We start from the raw sequence: 15,240 nt of genomic DNA on the forward strand, positions 1-15,240 counted from the left end.
GATTTGATGCGGTTTATTCAGGTTTTATGATTGGGCTATGAATAATCTAGGGTAATGTGTTTTATTTAATGGTGTAAAAATATCCCCAACAAGAACAATTTCTTTTTTGATTAACTGATCATAGATTGCACGGTTAATCATTGTTGCAACTGTAAATGTATCATAACTTGTTGAAATAATCGGTAATTTCAAATCATTTGCTAGCCGTTTAATCTCTTCATCTGTGTCAAATCCACCTGTAATTAAAACAGCAGCACCTTCTTCTAACGCAAGCTGATGTGCTTCAGTTCGGTTACCGATAATTAATAAAGAATCTTTTTCTAAATAACGTAACATCGCATCTTGTTTCATCGCACCAATGACGAATTTATGTAACGTTTTATGCAGACCATCACGCCCACCTAAAACTTGACCATCAACGATGCCAATAATTTCAGCAAAGGTTAAGTGTTCAAAGTTCTCTTTACTCTTTTGTTCGATCCTAATCGTTCCAACCCGCTCAATCGTGCTAACTAAACCTTGATTTTCCGCTTCTTTTATCGCTCGATATGCTGTCCCTTCACTAACATTTAAGTCTTTAGCCGTTTGTCTAACTGAGATTTTTGTACCCACTTTTAATGAATCAATATGTTTTAAGATTTGTTCATGTTTTGTAGCCACGTCTATCACCTATCTTTCCGAATCTGTACCATTATTTTTTTAGTTAGTGTTATTATACAGTTTTTTATAATAAGTATCAATTCAAGCTGATTAATCTCATATTGTATGAACTTAATTCATTAAAATCTTTTTTTGACTATACCAGAAGTTTAACATTTGTTTGATTGTGGTATATTATCACTATAAAAGTTAGGGAGTGATTGAAATGTTATTAAATGATGCTTATCAAAATATCGTCGTCGCTATTGATGGATCCCAAGCTTCTTTACGTGCTTTTAAGAAAGCTGTGCTAATTTGTAAACGAAATCAAGGTCAACTTATTATCGCTCATGTTGTCGACACAAAAACAATTTCAACCGCCGAAACATACGATCAGTCAATGATCAACCGTTCAGAGACTTACGCAACACACTTACTTAATGATTACAAACAACAAGCAGAAACATCTGGCCTAACAAATGTCCAAACACATATTGATTATGGATCACCAAAAGTAAGAATTCCTAAACATGTTGCCAAAGCCTTTAACGCGGACTTAATCGTTTGTGGGGCGACCGGTTTAAATGCGGTCGAACGCTTTTTAATCGGCAGTGTCTCAGAAAACATCGTTCGCTATGCACCATGTGACGTACTAGTGATCCGTTCAGACGAAGACCTCGATGAGGATGAGACAGAAAAATAAAAGAGGTGCCGATCGAGCATAAAAAAGGTGAGAAATCAGTTTTAATTGATTTCTCACCTTTTATTTTATAATGCAACTCGATTGACGTCTCGAGCAATCATTACCTCTTCGTTCGTTGGAATGACTAAAACTTTTACAGGTGAATGTGGATAGTTAATTATCGCCTCATCACCTTGGACCTCATTAAGAACAGGATCCCAATAAACACCCATAAACTCTAGTCCCTGTAGTATCAACTCTCTAACAACCTTACTGTTTTCACCGATACCAGCAGTGAAAACAATCGCATCTACACCATTCATTTTCGAAGCATATGAACCAATGTACTGATGAATTCGATCCGCAAAAATATTTAAAGCTAACGTTGCGCGTTCATCACCTTCATCAGCACGCTTCTGAATATCACGCAAATCACTTGAAAAACCAGAGATTGCTAATAAACCACTTTCTTTATTTAAGACACGAAGAACTTCATTGACATCCATACCTGTTTTGTCCATGATATATGGAATTAAAGCAGGGTCAAGACTACCTGAACGTGTTCCCATTGTTACCCCTTCTAAAGGAGTAAAGCCCATCGATGTATCAACAGACTTGCCATTCTCAACAGCCGCCACACTTGCACCATTACCAATATGACATGTGATTAAACGTAAGCGATCTGCTGGCTGTCCCAACATTTCCGCCGCCCGCTCTGAGACATATTTATGACTTGTACCATGGAAGCCATACTTACGAATCCCGTATTTTTCATAATACTCATACGGTAAGCTATATAGATATGACTCAGGTGGCATCGTTTGGTGGAAAGCAGTATCAAATACCGCAACCGCTGGAACATTCGGAAGAATTTCTCTAAATGCTTTGATTCCTGTAATATTTGCTGGATTGTGTAATGGTGCCAATTCAGACACATTTTCAATTTCGGCTAATACTTCATCAGTTACTAAAACAGAGTCACTGAATTTCTCACCACCGTGAACGACACGGTGACCAACACCATCAATTTCATCAAGTGATTGGATCACACCTGATGCTTTTAGACGCTCTAACAATAACTCAACTGCTCGATCATGATTAGGAATATCTAAAGTTTCCTCTTCATCTTTATCATTGTATTTCAATCCAAAAATGGAGTTATCAAGACCAATTCTTTCAACTAACCCTTTCGCTAAAACCTTTTCTTCTGGTATTTCAATCAATTGAAATTTCAATGATGAACTTCCAGCATTAATCGATAAAACTTTCTTCAAAATCATCCAATCCTTTCACATTCCTATTTTGTCTTAAATTACTTACTTTTATATATTAACGAACAATCGACATAAAATGCAACTAGATCACAACATCTAGATAAACTGAGCACGGAAGCTTCTTTATTTGTTGTATCCTGCTTGTTCAAACCACTGATTCATTTTTGCAACAATATTTTCTGTTGCTTGTAAATCTTTAAATGACGGTAGTTTTGCTAGCAAGGCTTCTTTAGGTGCTTTTGTCTGTTCGCTTTTTTTCTGAAGGATAAACAAGCTTTTTTCATTTTGTTCTGATTTAAAAATTGAACTCGGTAATTGTAGCAATCCGACGACATGCGCAGACTCACGAATGAGTTCATGTAGCTTAGTTGCTTGATCACTATTGAACAGTGAGTTTGGAATCACAAATATTAAAAAGCCAGCTTCTTTTGTATAATTCAAACTTTGTTCAATTAATAAGTGATGGGCATATGTGTGTTCATTAGTCACATGAACTTTAAATGACTTTGCCCGCTCATCATCAGGATAATAACCAACCGGCAAATCGGCGATAACGAGATCGACTGGATCTAATAAAAACGGCTGTAGACTATCTTGATGAAAAAATTCAACCGCATTTTGCTGTAAATTTGCACTTAATACACTTAATTCAATCAAGCTCGGATCAACTTCGCTGCCGTATGATTTTACCGGACGTTTTAGTTGATTCATGACTGCAGTGATTAGATTTCCAGAACCAGATACAATATCAAACAATCTAATTTCTTCATCTCCAGGGAAAATCTTTTCAATTAGATAAGCAATATAGCTCGCTATTGTATCAGGTGTGATCAGATGTTGATTCTGAACAGCACCTCGTAGGCCTTTGAGAATCGCAAATTCAATCACTTTACGCACTTGATCTTTCTCCAAACGATCGATATGTAGTTGTTTAACCTTAGTTACGAATTCATGACGATTCAATTGTTCCTGATCAGATAAAAGCATGTCTAATACAGTTATTAAACTGTCTAAATAGTTGTTATTTGTTGTATTTGAGAGTTCTTCTACTAATCCATCTAATTGATTAAAATGCTGTTCAATCAAATTTGCTCTCCTCCTCCACCCAGTTATACAGTATACCATAAACAGTCCGAGAACGTTGGTTTTTGCTCTCTCAAAACAAAAAGACTTTAATTTATCTAATACGCTTAGATTAAATCAAAGTCTTCAAATAAGTTTATCTTGATTTTTCACTTTTTCGTTCAGCTAACATATCTTTAATTTTATCTACGGCTTGTGGGGCAACTTCAATTAACTTATCGTACAAGTGAATCCGATCATGTAAATGAATAATATTATGACCTTGCTTATGAGTGACTAAAAAAGCAATTGGTGTAATTGAGACACCGCCACCACTCCCGCCACCAAAAGGTAGCATCGATTCGTCTGTATTACTTTGACTATCTTCTTGACTATTCTGTTGTTGATCAGGAAATTCACTACCACCAGCGACAAAACCAAAACTAACTTTTGATATCGGAATGATCGTGCTACCATCAGCAGTTTGAATCGGTTCACCGATAATTGTCTTAACATCAATTAAATGTTTAAGTTGTTCCATTGTTTCGGACATTAGGCCTTCAATTGGATGCTGTTGCATCATTTTCGATCTCCTTTTTTTATTTGCGTTTAAATTTCATATAAATAGCTTGCCATAATTTTAATGAAAATATGCATTGACAATCAGACTGAAACATAAGCTGCTCAAAATTTGGCTGAACGAGATAGTCAATTGCTTTCGGCTGATTTAATAGCTGAAAAATTACTTTAGTTATCATCCCTTTAATGATCAAAAGACTGCTAACAGATAAAGCAGTTTCATCTGCGTGTTCTAAGCCGATTTTCGTAGACCAATTAAACTTAACTAGTTTGATCGTTTTTAACCAATTTGGTTTTTCGAGTGATTTTTTAGTTAGCATTTGTTCAAGATGATCTTCAATGAATGAATCATAAGAAATCTGATCTGTTTTTCTGTAAACTGAAAAATTAACCAGTTTAACGGAGAGCTCAACATCAATTTGATCACCAACTTTCAGACTCAATTGACAAGTCAGGGGCAAAAACAAACTACTGATAATTAGGCAGAGAAATATAAATACTATAATTATAATCCAGAACATGTCACCTCTCCTATCTCACAATTTGTTTAACCCCATTAACATCAACTTCTAGTTCATAGTTAAATTATGACCGAATGAGCACGAATTCATTCTTAAATCAAAGAAAGGGTAGTACTTATTAAAAGTACTACCCCGTGTTTTATGATTGATTTAAATTAATTTGATTGTCCACTTAATTGCTGTTCAGCCATTTGTACAAGACGTTTTGTAATTTCACCACCAACAGAACCATTAGCACGTGAAGTTGTATCAGGACCAAGATTAACGCCAAATTCTTGAGCAATTTCATACTTCATTTGATCAAGTGCTTGACTTACACCTGGTACGACAAGTTGATTACTATTACTGTTGTTTGCCATTTCTGTATTCACCTCCTCCTTAATACAATTCTAGAATGTGCAGATTCGGAGGTTTCATACAGAAATTTAGTTGGTAGTTGTTACATACTCAGGCTGAGATTACCGCTCTTAGAACAAATCATTTAAAGGATCGTTGGCTTTACTTTTAGCTGAAACATGAATCACTTCAATATTAGCAAGCAGTTCCTCAAGCTCTTTTGTTAAATCAAGTTGACTCTCATAGTATTCAACCTTATCTTTTCGAGGCTTTGTTTTTGGTGAACTTGGCACAAAAACTGTACAACAATCATCAAATGGTCGAATTGAAATTGGATACGTGTCAACTTCTTGAGCAATTTTAATAATCTCTTGCTTATCCATTGTGATTAATGGACGTAGGATCGGAAAGTTCGTCACTGAATTAATCGCATGCATACTCTCCAATGTTTGACTTGCGACTTGACCTAAACTCTCACCGTTTGTAATCGATAATATGCCTCGATTTAAGGCGACAATTTCGCTAATTCTTAACATCATTCTCCGCATCACTGTCATCGAATAACCAAATGGAATTTCACGATGAATTTTTTGTTGCATCGCGGTAAACGGAATCACGTGTATCTTAATGTCATGCCCATGCTCAGCAAGTTTCCGTGTCAAATCAATCACTTTTTGTTTAGCACCATCACTCGTATAAGGTGGGGAATGAAAGTGAATGGCTTCAATTCTTAATCCACGACTCATTGCAAGATATCCAGCAACTGGACTATCAATTCCGCCCGATAATTGCAACAAAGTCGAACCAGATGAGCCGACAGGCAAACCACCAACGCCAGGATAACGTTTTGATGTAATATATGAAAAATTATCGCGGATATTAATGTTGACATTCAAATCAGGATTATGAACATCAACCGTCACATTATCTGTGTTTGACAATAGATGACCGCCAATGATTTGATTCATTTCTGGAGAATTATATGGAAATTCTTTATTTGCTCTTCTAACAGATACTTTGAATGTTTTTACATTGTCAGCTTCTTGTAATGCGAACAAGGCAGCTTGCTTAATCGAGTCTAAATCATTATCTACTTTAACTGCAACACTCATATTCTGAATCCCGAAGATCCGTTGACAAATAGGGATGATTTGATTCGGATCTTCGCCGTTTAATTTAATCATCATCCATTCTCTTGAGCTTTCGACTTCTAGATTTGAAAATTGACTTAATTGCCGTTTTACATTTCGGCGTAATTGCTTAATAAAATCTTTACGGTTTTTCTTTTTTAATGAAATTTCCCCATATTTTAAAATAATATGATCATATAGCATTATCTTTTACCTCATATCTTGTTTTAATTCTTTAATAATTCGTTGCAGCTCGCGAATAAAAACGTCAATCTCATCAATTGTATTGTGATAAGAAAAACTAATTCTAATTGCAGAATTTCGTTGGTTTGGCGGCAAATGAATCGCACGCAAAACAGAACTTTCACTTGCTTTTTTTGATGAACAAGCAGATTGAGTCGAAACATAAATATTCCGTTCTTCTAAAGCATGTAAGACAATTTCTGGTTTGAGTCCAGGGATTGAAAAATTAATAATATGTGGCGCCTGATTTTCCGGTGTATTAATGATTACTTCATCAATCTGTGTTAACTCATCCCTCATCCGACGATTGAGTAGCTGAAGGTGTTTCGAACGAGCTGAATTTTGCTCTAAGATCAATCGGATCGCTTTACTTAAAGAAACAATTCCAGCTAAATTTTCTGTTCCAGAATGGCGATTATCTTGCTGTCCACCACCATGTAATAACGGAAATAGACGAACACCCTCCCTTTGATAAACAAGACCTGTCCCTTTCAGACCGTGAATCTTATGACCAGAAATCGTTGCTAAATCAATGGCTGACTGTTTTAAATCCAATCCTATTTTACCAAATCCTTGGACATGATCGACATGAAAAAAGGTATACTTTCTATTTTTCAACAGTTGACCAATTGCTTCAATTGGTTGAATCGTTCCTAGTTCATTATTGACATGCATTACACTAACAAGAATAGTGTCTTCACGCAACGCTTGCTTAACCGCATCAATTGAGACGACTCCTGACTGATCAACTGGCAAATAAGTGACTTCAAAACCGAGCTCTTCTAAGGCTTGAAAAGTATTTATTACAGAAGGGTGTTCAATTGTTGTTGTCATTAAGTGTTTGCCACGATTTTGATAGGCAAGTGCAATCCCTTTAATCGCTAAGTTATTGCCCTCAGTCCCACCAGAAGTAAAAATAATTTCGGTCGGTTTTACTGCGAGTAATTGACTAATGTGCTGATATGACTTTCTTAATAAATGTTCTGCCTCTAATCCTAGTTTATGAGCTGAAGAAGCATTTCCATAATATCTTCGCGATACTTCAAGAAACGTCTCTAACACATCACTGTTCGGTTCAGTTGTAGCGCTATTATCAAAATAAATCATGACTTTTCCCTTCAATCTCTATAAATTGTTTGTTTCTACGTTGCAATCAGATTCAAGAAATTATTTTAACATAGCTTAGTTATATTTTAAATAGAAGCGTTTATTTTATCCTTAATTATTCATATGAGAGGTCGTCATCTGAAGACACTTTGCGTTCCGCGGGGATGGCCTCAGCTAACTTTTGTAGCAAAAATCGCTACAAAAGTGGATCTTCGGCTCATCCGATTCCCGCTGGAGTCTTCGTGTCTTCAGATGACTATACATTATTTCCGTTCACCCTTTAAGTGAGTGCGTACATATAAACGAAAGGCATTTAGTTAAGCATTATCAATTACTTTGCGATAAACTATGAATAATTTAGGTTTATAATTGAATCTTGATTCTCTTTTTTAAGCAAAGAAAAATCCCAAGCATATGTTGGGATTTAGTTACTCATTTAATGCTAAAGCTTGTAGTAAATCATCTACTGAAATCGGATGATCTTTTTCGAAATCATATAAAATATCATTATAACGACTGCTTGCTTGTGCAATTAATGTTGTCGGTTTTTCTTCAACTCTTGATGATTCAACCTTTTCAGTTGATTGTTCAGCGGTTTCTACTTCGCTTGATTCGACCAGATCATGATCATCTTCATCTTCAACTTTTTCAGCATCATGTTGTTCTAGCTCTTCTTGTTCGCTTTCTTTAGTATCTTCATCGACCTCTTGAGTGATCTCAAGCTCTACTTGTGACTCACTCTTTAGATGTGAAACAGCGAAAAATAATGACCAAATACTTAAAGTTAAAAAGGCAATACTAAAAATTGATATAACTCTCATGACATTCCCTCCATTTAACTTGGAACTTTCACTTTAATTTCAAGTCTACTTAAGGCGCCAGGCTCAATGTTTTCTAACGATTCTGATGCAACTTCTAATGCTTGCTCATACTGACACTCTCTAAATAACTTTTCTGCTTCTGACAATCGAGTCGACAATACAGGATATTGACTTCGATAACGGTTAGCATATTGAATGATCCGTTCAATTAAATATGCTTGTTCAATCATAGTCTCAGTCTGTTCAACTAATGATTCAACAGATGATGTTGCTTCTTTTACACTATGGTTGACTTTCCCCATATCAAGCGGTTCTTCTGTGAATTTTTCTAACACTTGATTGCATTTGTCAGTCGCTTCCTCCATCTGATTCCAAATAAACGATGGAATCCCTGGCAAATTACTTTTTTCTAGATCTCGATTAATTTCGAATAATTTACGTTGTAATAATTGAATTTTTTCTTTTGCTTCTATTTCATCTTTTCGAATCGTACTAATTTGTGCTTTAAATTCGAGATGTGCTTCTTTTAATTTTTGTAAATCTTGATAGTTCACTTCTAAATCATCTTTTAGCGATTTATAAGTCTGTTGTTCTTCTGCAAGATCTTGCTTGATCTTTATATGTTGTCGCTCTAATTGATAAACCCACTTTTCAAGATTTTCGTGTAATTCTAAATCGCTACCTTCTAAGTAATATGTCTTCTGTAAACTCGTTACTTCCTCATCAGTCGCTTTAAAGTCATCAACAACTTCCTCGATCAATTTTTCAAAAGTCTGGAGATGTTTATCAACATATGACCTTGCTTTAGATTCTTCTTCCAAGATAGCGTAAATTTCTTGAATTCGCTCCTCAATTGTTACAACAAAATCAAAAATCGTTTGATCATCTTGTTCCTCAATTCGCGTGACATAAACAGCCAGTTGCTCTTCTAAGTCACGTAACTCTTTCTGAAAATTATGATGTTCAATTTGATAGCCATCCTCTTTCATCTGTTCAATACCATTTTTCAACTGATGAATTTGTTCAGGTAGTTCTACTTTACACTGACGGTAAATCGCAGGGAACGACTCAAGTCGATCTTCAAGGTCGATCAAAGCTTGCTTAATATCATTAATAATTTGCCGTGCTTCATAGTAATTGCCTTGTTCAGATTCATAATAGAAATGCTCAAGTTGCTTTTGTTGATCATTAATTTCTGCTTCAAACCTTGCCTCTGCCTCTCCATAAGCGTGCAGATTTTGTAAGAGAATATTTCTCAGGTTTTTTAGTTGTGGGATTACTTCTTCAGCAAGTTTACGGCTTTGCTTTTCTGAGTCCAGTAGATCATCTAATTCACTATACATATTTTCAATCATTTTTTCGGTGTCATTTAAAATTTGTTCAACTGTCTCCAAGCTCTTATTTGCTGAAGGAACCTTAAAGCGGTCAGCTGCTTCTTCTGCATCAAAAAGATACTCTTCAATGTCTGGTAAATCACGCGTCAAAATTCGATCCCATGTCTCTTTCCATGATTCAAATTTTGTTTGTGTTTCTCCTGCTAGGCGTAGTGCCTTGACACGTTGCAATTCTGCCGTCACATTGCGATTCATAATGTCCATTTTCCAGGCTTCTAATTTATCAACCCGATCATATATAAATTTTCGAAAAATAAGTCCAGTAATAATCAGTGCTATAATAATCAGAATAAACCCTATAATATAAGGAACCATATTAATCCTCCTCAGTGACATCAACATTCAATTTCTTTTTATGTAATATTAATTGTTAATTTAATTCAATTATGTCATAGTTATAATTATCATACCATGAACAACGGATATTTTGCTAAAAAAAATCAAAATAAATCGATTTTTGAGCTAAATTATCGAATAAATTGATAAATTGGAGGTTTTATTATATGTTCGAGCAACGTGAATATTCTTCATCATTAGAAAAGAGTTATCAGTTATTGATTAAGCAATTAGAAGCACTAATTGAAGATGAGCCAGATCCAATTGCAAATTTATCAAATAGTGCAGCACTCTTAAACCAATTTTTAGAGCGAATTAATTGGGTTGGCTTTTATTTATCAAAACAAGATCAACTCGTTTTAGGTCCATTCCAAGGGCTGCCAGCCTGTGTAAGAATCGAGATTGGTAAGGGTGTTTGTGGAACGGCAGTCGCAACAGAACAAACACAACTCGTCGCTGATGTTCATCAGTTCCCTGGACATATTGCCTGTGATGCTCGAAGTCAATCAGAGATTGTCATTCCACTATTTAAAAAAAATCGTGTAATTGGCGTTCTAGATATTGATAGTCCAGAAAAAAATCGCTTCAGTCAAATGGATCAAAATTACCTTGAGCAATTTTGTCAAGTACTAATGAAGTATATTCCAGAACAGTAGCATTGCATAAAAAAATTAAGATAAAATCAAGTTATGTGTTTAGCTCTCAGTAAGAGGATCACACTCGCAGCTGAGAGATGTTTCGCTTTCCTCGAAAATAAAGATCAATTTTCTTCGTGCGATGCTTATTCGGGGAAGCTTTCCTTATCCTACGGGCAGGTGTTTATGGTGGGACGAGTAATCGCAAATGTCTTCGGTGGGACGAGTAATCGCAGTCCCAGTCCCAAGGCTTGAGCTAACTTTGCCAAGCAAAACCCACTTGTCAAAGTGGATCTCAAGCTCTTGCTTTTCCCGTGGGAGTCTACACATCTCTCATCTGCTAAATTGTAGCTTTCATGCATTGAATTGCAAATGATCTTTTTTATTCTGTAGGAAAGCAGACATTAGCGTAGGGAAAATATGAAGACACCAGCGGGAAAAGCGTGAGCCGAAGATCCACTTGGGGGGGAATGTTAGACTAAGATCGCCACGTCGTGTGGCAGATCTTTTGGTGGGACGAGTAACCGCAGTCCCAACGTCTAACTGACCCACGTCCTGTGCGCCCAAGGCACGCCCGCGGTAAGCGAAATATTTTCCCGAAGCGGTTGTATTGAGCGATCAATATCCGTTATCTCAAACCACAATGATAAGACTTGACTTAGGAAAGAAAAGTTTATGCAATGCTACTGATTCCTGAATCAAATTAAACAATTAAAAAACAGACTGGTTGCAATCAAAATAATCGCGCTCAGTCTGTTTTTTTAGTGATTTTTATATGCTTGTAATAATTTGATATTGATTTTTCCCTAAACGTTTTGCTTTATAAAGCGCTTGATCTGCTTGATCGAGCAACTCATCTAAAGTTAGTTTTAGATAATTATCCCAAGAAGCTAAGCCAATTGAAGCTGTTACTCTAGGTTTTGTTGAATGTTCAATTAATGTTAACAACTTATTGGCAAAAACTCTCCCCATTTGCGCATTAGCTTCCGGTAGATAAACGGCTAGTTCTTCTCCACCCCATCTTGCTGCAAATCCTTTCCCATCGATTTCTCTTCGGATAATATTTGATACTTGAATTAAGACGGTATCACCAACATCATGGCCAAAAGAATCGTTGATCAATTTGAAATCGTCCAAGTCAAGCAGTAAAAAGATACCCCGTTGATCCTTCTCTAAATGCTCAAGACACTTTTCATCTAAATATTCCCTAGAGTATAACTTGGTTAAATAGTCAGTAATAACAGATTGCTCTAATTTCTCACGTAAGATAATGTTATCAAATGCAAGTGTAGAGTGTTGAACTAAAGAAATCATTAATTTATATTGATCAAATGTGAAATAGTAAGCTTCAGGATGTAACACCACAATAATACCAATTAATTGGTCAGTCTGAATCATCGGCAACAAAATAACAGATTGATAAGGTAGTCCAATTCCTTCAAATTGCTTTTGCAAGTCACTAATGAAAATAGCTTCTTTCTCTTTCTTAACTTGGTCAAGTAAAAAGTGAACGTCTTCTCTGTTTTTCTCCGCATGGAATAAACGTGTTGACTCAGCTTCAACTTCATATTTACCAACATCATTTATTAAAACAAAGCCAATCTCTCCCGCATTAAAAGATGTTTGAAATTGTTTTTTAATAAATTTAGTAATTGAAGTTATACAATCTAATTTATTTAATTCATGAGCAAATGTATTAATTAACTGCAAATCTTGAATTAACAAATTTGACTGCTGGTATAATTGAGCATTTTCCAATGCATTTCCTGCCGTATTTGCAAGAATGCGAATAAATTCAACTTCACTATTCGGGATATAGTTAATTTCAGTTGATCTTAACTGCATCACTCCATAAACACCTTGTTTACCATTAAAAGGGGCATAAAGTGTAATTGAATCATCGGTTGCTTCAATTTTCAGTTTACCTGTTAAAAATGCTTGAGCACTTGCTTGATCGGCATATTTTTCATTATAAATAAATTCTTTAATCGGTAACGATAAATCTTCTTGGTAGTTTTTTGATAAATAGAGTTCACAATTAAAATTTGGATAAATTGAATAGATAATTTCAGTAATTTCAGCTAAAACATCACGTGGGTTCATTGATGAGTGAAATTTCTGGGTGATGTTAAACATGTTTTCATATTTATTTGCTTGAGCGATCGAATATCTAGCCCGGCGTAATTCCATAATAATAATTGACATATCTTCAACAGTTTGAATAACTTGATTCTTCTGATCATGTGACAGGTCATCCTTATCTTCAGCAAAGAATAAAAAGTAGCCAATCGTACCATCTTCATCATCTATACTCGCAATAGAAATACGCTCAAAGACGTTATCTTCATCAAGTTCTTGAATCAGTTTATGAGATAGCCGCTTATATTTATTAACTTTATTTATGATCGTATTTGGTAATTGCTCGGGTAATTTAACGGCCTGTTCACTTATCGATTGGACACAGGTGTATTGATCGGCCCAAGAATCAAACATATATAGAGCCACACTATGGATATTTAATCTTAGTCTCACTTGTTTAACAATCGAGTATAGCCAGTCGCTATTTCTATAATATTGTTTTGGGTCATATATAAACAAGTCATGATTGTCAGTTAGCGTATATGATTCCATTAATCACTTCCACCCACCTTATGTATATAATCCTGATTGCTTCCTTTTCATTATAGCGCAAACATTACAAAATGCCTACCACAAAAAACAGTATTTTATACTTACGACATTTTCTTACTTAAATCGTCATAAACATAGCCTTTAATAACGTTATCGACATTATTAACATGGAAACTAATCCATGACTTTATACCCTAGTCTATTTATAATTTGAGTAAAGAGTTGACTTCACAGTTAGAACATCATATAATAGACTTTGTGTAAAAAAGGTAGCCTATGTGAACCACCGATTGGTCATTTTATTCCTTATCATCAACTTCAATTATTGCCGCATGATTATAACATTGAAGATGATTTAAATTGTAAGGTGTATCGAGTAACTCTATGCTGCTGGAGCGATGATACATGAATATAAAATGTCAAGCGATAATGGAACACAATATCTTGATTATGCAAAATTTAATTATAAAGGAGAGAATGCACTATGGCTCGCTATACAGGTCCTGTATGGAAAAAGTCTCGTCGTCTCGGAATTTCGTTAACAGGTACAGGTAAGGAATTAGATAAGCGTCCTTACGCACCAGGACAACATGGTCCAAACCAACGTAAAAAGCTTACTGAATATGGTTTACAGCTTCAAGAAAAGCAAAAATTACGCTTCATGTACGGTTTAAATGAGCGTCAGTTTAGAACACTTTTCAACAAGTCTGCTAAAGTTAAAGGGGTTCACGGTGAAAACTTTATGATCCTATTAGAGTCACGTTTGGATAATATCGTTTATCGCTTAGGCTTAGCACGCACACGTCGCCAAGCTCGTCAATTAGTGAACCACGGACATATCCTAGTAGATGGTAGTCGTGTTGACATTCCATCTTACCTTGTTGAACCAGGACAAACGATAAGCGTTCGTGAAAAGTCACGTAAGCTTGCAATTATCGAAGAATCACTGGAAGCTAACGCTTTTGTACCTGAGTATTTAACTTTCAACGCTGATAACTTAGAAGGCACATACTCACGTTACCCAGAGCGTGCTGAATTACCAGCAGAAATTAATGAAGCACTTATTGTTGAGTGGTACTCAAGATAATCACTTCCAACTTAAAAACCTTGAACATCTTCAGACGATGTTCAAGGTTTTTTTCGATTAAATCGACATTATACTATCAAACAGCTTACTCTTCCCCTAGATTATCTAAATCATCCGGGAAAACCGTCGTATCGATGACTTCTCCACTTGCTTCATCGACAACATCAATCGTCACACTATAACTTTCAGGATCTTTTCCATCTAGTAATTGATAAAATGAGCTAGATATACCGAGCCCAAATGCGGCAAAACCATCAAAGCTATTTTCGAAAGCTTCTTGATCAACCGTCATCGTAAATGTTGTGTAATCATCATTTGCAGTAATGTCTTTGATTGATACAAAATCTCCACTCTCAACCATTTCAGTAATCGAGTTGTTAATCTCTGTTTTGATTTCTTCCATCCATTCATTGTGGACTTCTTTAGTCATTTCATATGTGATTGAACCGTCATCATTAAGCGTAACTTCTTCAATCCCCATTTCCTCTGCTTCAGCTTCTAGTATTGTTACATCTACCCCTTCACCAACGAATGATACTGGTAACGTTACTTCAACATGATCAGAAGTTGTTCCCCCACTACAAGCTGTCATAAATCCAGCCACTAATAAAACAATTAACACTTTTAAGATCTTTTTCAAAAAAATTGTCCCCCTTTTAATATGATTAATCACAATTATATCAAATCTAATTAGATAAAGTAATAAATTTTCAGAAAATAACTAATTTTTCGGAGCTTACATGAATGCTAACTTTCAAATTTA

The 15,240-nt window shown here is 35.4% G+C and carries 14 protein-coding genes and 1 pseudogene; 3 read left to right on the forward strand and 12 right to left on the reverse strand.

Annotated elements, in window-relative coordinates:
- Positions 1 to 45 precede the first annotated feature (45 nt).
- Positions 46 to 660: pseudogene (locus tag ABD814_RS08875) on the reverse strand (DRTGG domain-containing protein); the annotation flags it as partial.
- Positions 661 to 865: 205 nt separating this feature from the next.
- On the opposite strand from ABD814_RS08875, the gene ABD814_RS08880 reads away from it, so the two are divergent.
- Positions 866 to 1,342 (forward strand): universal stress protein, encoded by a 477-nt coding sequence (locus ABD814_RS08880; protein ID WP_344912347.1) that lies wholly within the window; start codon positions 866 to 868, stop codon positions 1,340 to 1,342.
- A gap of 65 nt (positions 1,343 to 1,407) precedes the next feature.
- On the opposite strand, the gene ABD814_RS08885 is transcribed toward ABD814_RS08880, so the two are convergent.
- From ABD814_RS08885 to ABD814_RS08925, 9 genes are all read right to left on the reverse strand, one after another.
- Positions 1,408 to 2,601, reverse strand: coding sequence for an acetate kinase (locus ABD814_RS08885; protein WP_425549073.1), 1,194 nt, complete (start codon positions 2,599 to 2,601; stop codon positions 1,408 to 1,410).
- 117 nt (positions 2,602 to 2,718) lie between these two features.
- Complete coding sequence (locus tag ABD814_RS08890) at positions 2,719 to 3,681, reverse strand: class I SAM-dependent methyltransferase (RefSeq protein ID WP_344912351.1); 963 nt, start codon at positions 3,679 to 3,681, stop codon at positions 2,719 to 2,721.
- A gap of 133 nt (positions 3,682 to 3,814) precedes the next feature.
- Positions 3,815 to 4,237: a GerW family sporulation protein gene (ytfJ, locus tag ABD814_RS08895; protein ID WP_425549074.1), complete on the reverse strand. Its 423-nt coding sequence runs from the start codon at positions 4,235 to 4,237 to the stop codon at positions 3,815 to 3,817.
- Positions 4,238 to 4,256: 19 nt separating this feature from the next.
- A complete protein-coding gene (locus ABD814_RS08900; RefSeq protein ID WP_344912355.1) occupies positions 4,257 to 4,757 on the reverse strand; it encodes a hypothetical protein in 501 nt (166 codons plus the stop codon).
- 155 nt (positions 4,758 to 4,912) lie between these two features.
- Entirely contained in the window at positions 4,913 to 5,116 is a 204-nt protein-coding gene (locus ABD814_RS08905) for an alpha/beta-type small acid-soluble spore protein (protein WP_344912357.1), read from the reverse strand.
- Positions 5,117 to 5,224: 108 nt separating this feature from the next.
- Positions 5,225 to 6,427: a tRNA uracil 4-sulfurtransferase ThiI gene (thiI, locus tag ABD814_RS08910; RefSeq protein ID WP_344912359.1), complete on the reverse strand. Its 1,203-nt coding sequence runs from the start codon at positions 6,425 to 6,427 to the stop codon at positions 5,225 to 5,227.
- A 6-nt stretch (positions 6,428 to 6,433) separates the two neighbouring features.
- The gene (locus ABD814_RS08915) at positions 6,434 to 7,573 is read right to left on the reverse strand and encodes a cysteine desulfurase family protein (RefSeq protein ID WP_344912361.1); all 1,140 of its coding nucleotides are present in this window, start codon (positions 7,571 to 7,573) and stop codon (positions 6,434 to 6,436) included.
- A gap of 428 nt (positions 7,574 to 8,001) precedes the next feature.
- A complete protein-coding gene (locus ABD814_RS08920; RefSeq protein ID WP_344912363.1) occupies positions 8,002 to 8,394 on the reverse strand; it encodes a hypothetical protein in 393 nt (130 codons plus the stop codon).
- Between the two features lie 14 nt (positions 8,395 to 8,408).
- Positions 8,409 to 10,103, reverse strand: a complete 1,695-nt coding sequence (locus ABD814_RS08925; RefSeq protein WP_344912365.1) for a septation ring formation regulator EzrA — start codon at positions 10,101 to 10,103, stop codon at positions 8,409 to 8,411.
- A 188-nt stretch (positions 10,104 to 10,291) separates the two neighbouring features.
- On the opposite strand from ABD814_RS08925, the gene ABD814_RS08930 reads away from it, so the two are divergent.
- Positions 10,292 to 10,780 carry a GAF domain-containing protein gene (locus tag ABD814_RS08930; protein WP_344912367.1) on the forward strand — a complete coding sequence of 163 codons (489 nt, stop codon included), beginning with the start codon at positions 10,292 to 10,294 and terminating at the stop codon, positions 10,778 to 10,780.
- Positions 10,781 to 11,530: 750 nt separating this feature from the next.
- On the opposite strand, the gene ABD814_RS08935 is transcribed toward ABD814_RS08930, so the two are convergent.
- On the reverse strand, positions 11,531 to 13,390 hold the full coding sequence (locus tag ABD814_RS08935; RefSeq protein WP_344912369.1) for a diguanylate cyclase domain-containing protein: 1,860 nt from the start codon (positions 13,388 to 13,390) through the stop codon (positions 11,531 to 11,533).
- Positions 13,391 to 13,874: 484 nt separating this feature from the next.
- On the opposite strand from ABD814_RS08935, the gene rpsD reads away from it, so the two are divergent.
- Complete coding sequence (gene rpsD / locus ABD814_RS08940) at positions 13,875 to 14,477, forward strand: 30S ribosomal protein S4 (RefSeq protein ID WP_344912371.1); 603 nt, start codon at positions 13,875 to 13,877, stop codon at positions 14,475 to 14,477.
- Between the two features lie 85 nt (positions 14,478 to 14,562).
- Here rpsD and ABD814_RS08945 read toward each other — a convergent pair whose 3' ends face one another.
- Positions 14,563 to 15,117 (reverse strand): hypothetical protein, encoded by a 555-nt coding sequence (locus tag ABD814_RS08945; protein WP_344912373.1) that lies wholly within the window; start codon positions 15,115 to 15,117, stop codon positions 14,563 to 14,565.
- Positions 15,118 to 15,240 lie beyond the last annotated feature (123 nt).

It is taken from the genome of Amphibacillus indicireducens, from assembly GCF_039539605.1.
GTDB lineage: Bacteria > Bacillota > Bacilli > Bacillales > Amphibacillaceae > Amphibacillus > Amphibacillus indicireducens.

Excerpts from the sequence above, each read along its gene's own strand:
- ABD814_RS08880 (WP_344912347.1), top strand. The coding sequence starts at position 866 with ATGTTATTAAATGATGCTTATCAAAATATCGTCGTCGCTATTGATGGA.
- ABD814_RS08885 (WP_425549073.1), bottom strand. The coding sequence starts at position 2,601 with ATGATTTTGAAGAAAGTTTTATCGATTAATGCTGGAAGTTCATCATTG.
- ytfJ (WP_425549074.1), bottom strand. The coding sequence starts at position 4,237 with ATGCAACAGCATCCAATTGAAGGCCTAATGTCCGAAACAATGGAACAA.
- ABD814_RS08900 (WP_344912355.1), bottom strand. The coding sequence starts at position 4,757 with ATGTTCTGGATTATAATTATAGTATTTATATTTCTCTGCCTAATTATC.
- ABD814_RS08905 (WP_344912357.1), bottom strand. The coding sequence starts at position 5,116 with ATGGCAAACAACAGTAATAGTAATCAACTTGTCGTACCAGGTGTAAGT.
- thiI (WP_344912359.1), bottom strand. The coding sequence starts at position 6,427 with ATGCTATATGATCATATTATTTTAAAATATGGGGAAATTTCATTAAAA.
- ABD814_RS08915 (WP_344912361.1), bottom strand. The coding sequence starts at position 7,573 with ATGATTTATTTTGATAATAGCGCTACAACTGAACCGAACAGTGATGTG.
- ABD814_RS08920 (WP_344912363.1), bottom strand. The coding sequence starts at position 8,394 with ATGAGAGTTATATCAATTTTTAGTATTGCCTTTTTAACTTTAAGTATT.
- ABD814_RS08925 (WP_344912365.1), bottom strand. The coding sequence starts at position 10,103 with ATGGTTCCTTATATTATAGGGTTTATTCTGATTATTATAGCACTGATT.
- ABD814_RS08930 (WP_344912367.1), top strand. The coding sequence starts at position 10,292 with ATGTTCGAGCAACGTGAATATTCTTCATCATTAGAAAAGAGTTATCAG.
- ABD814_RS08935 (WP_344912369.1), bottom strand. The coding sequence starts at position 13,390 with ATGGAATCATATACGCTAACTGACAATCATGACTTGTTTATATATGAC.
- rpsD (WP_344912371.1), top strand. The coding sequence starts at position 13,875 with ATGGCTCGCTATACAGGTCCTGTATGGAAAAAGTCTCGTCGTCTCGGA.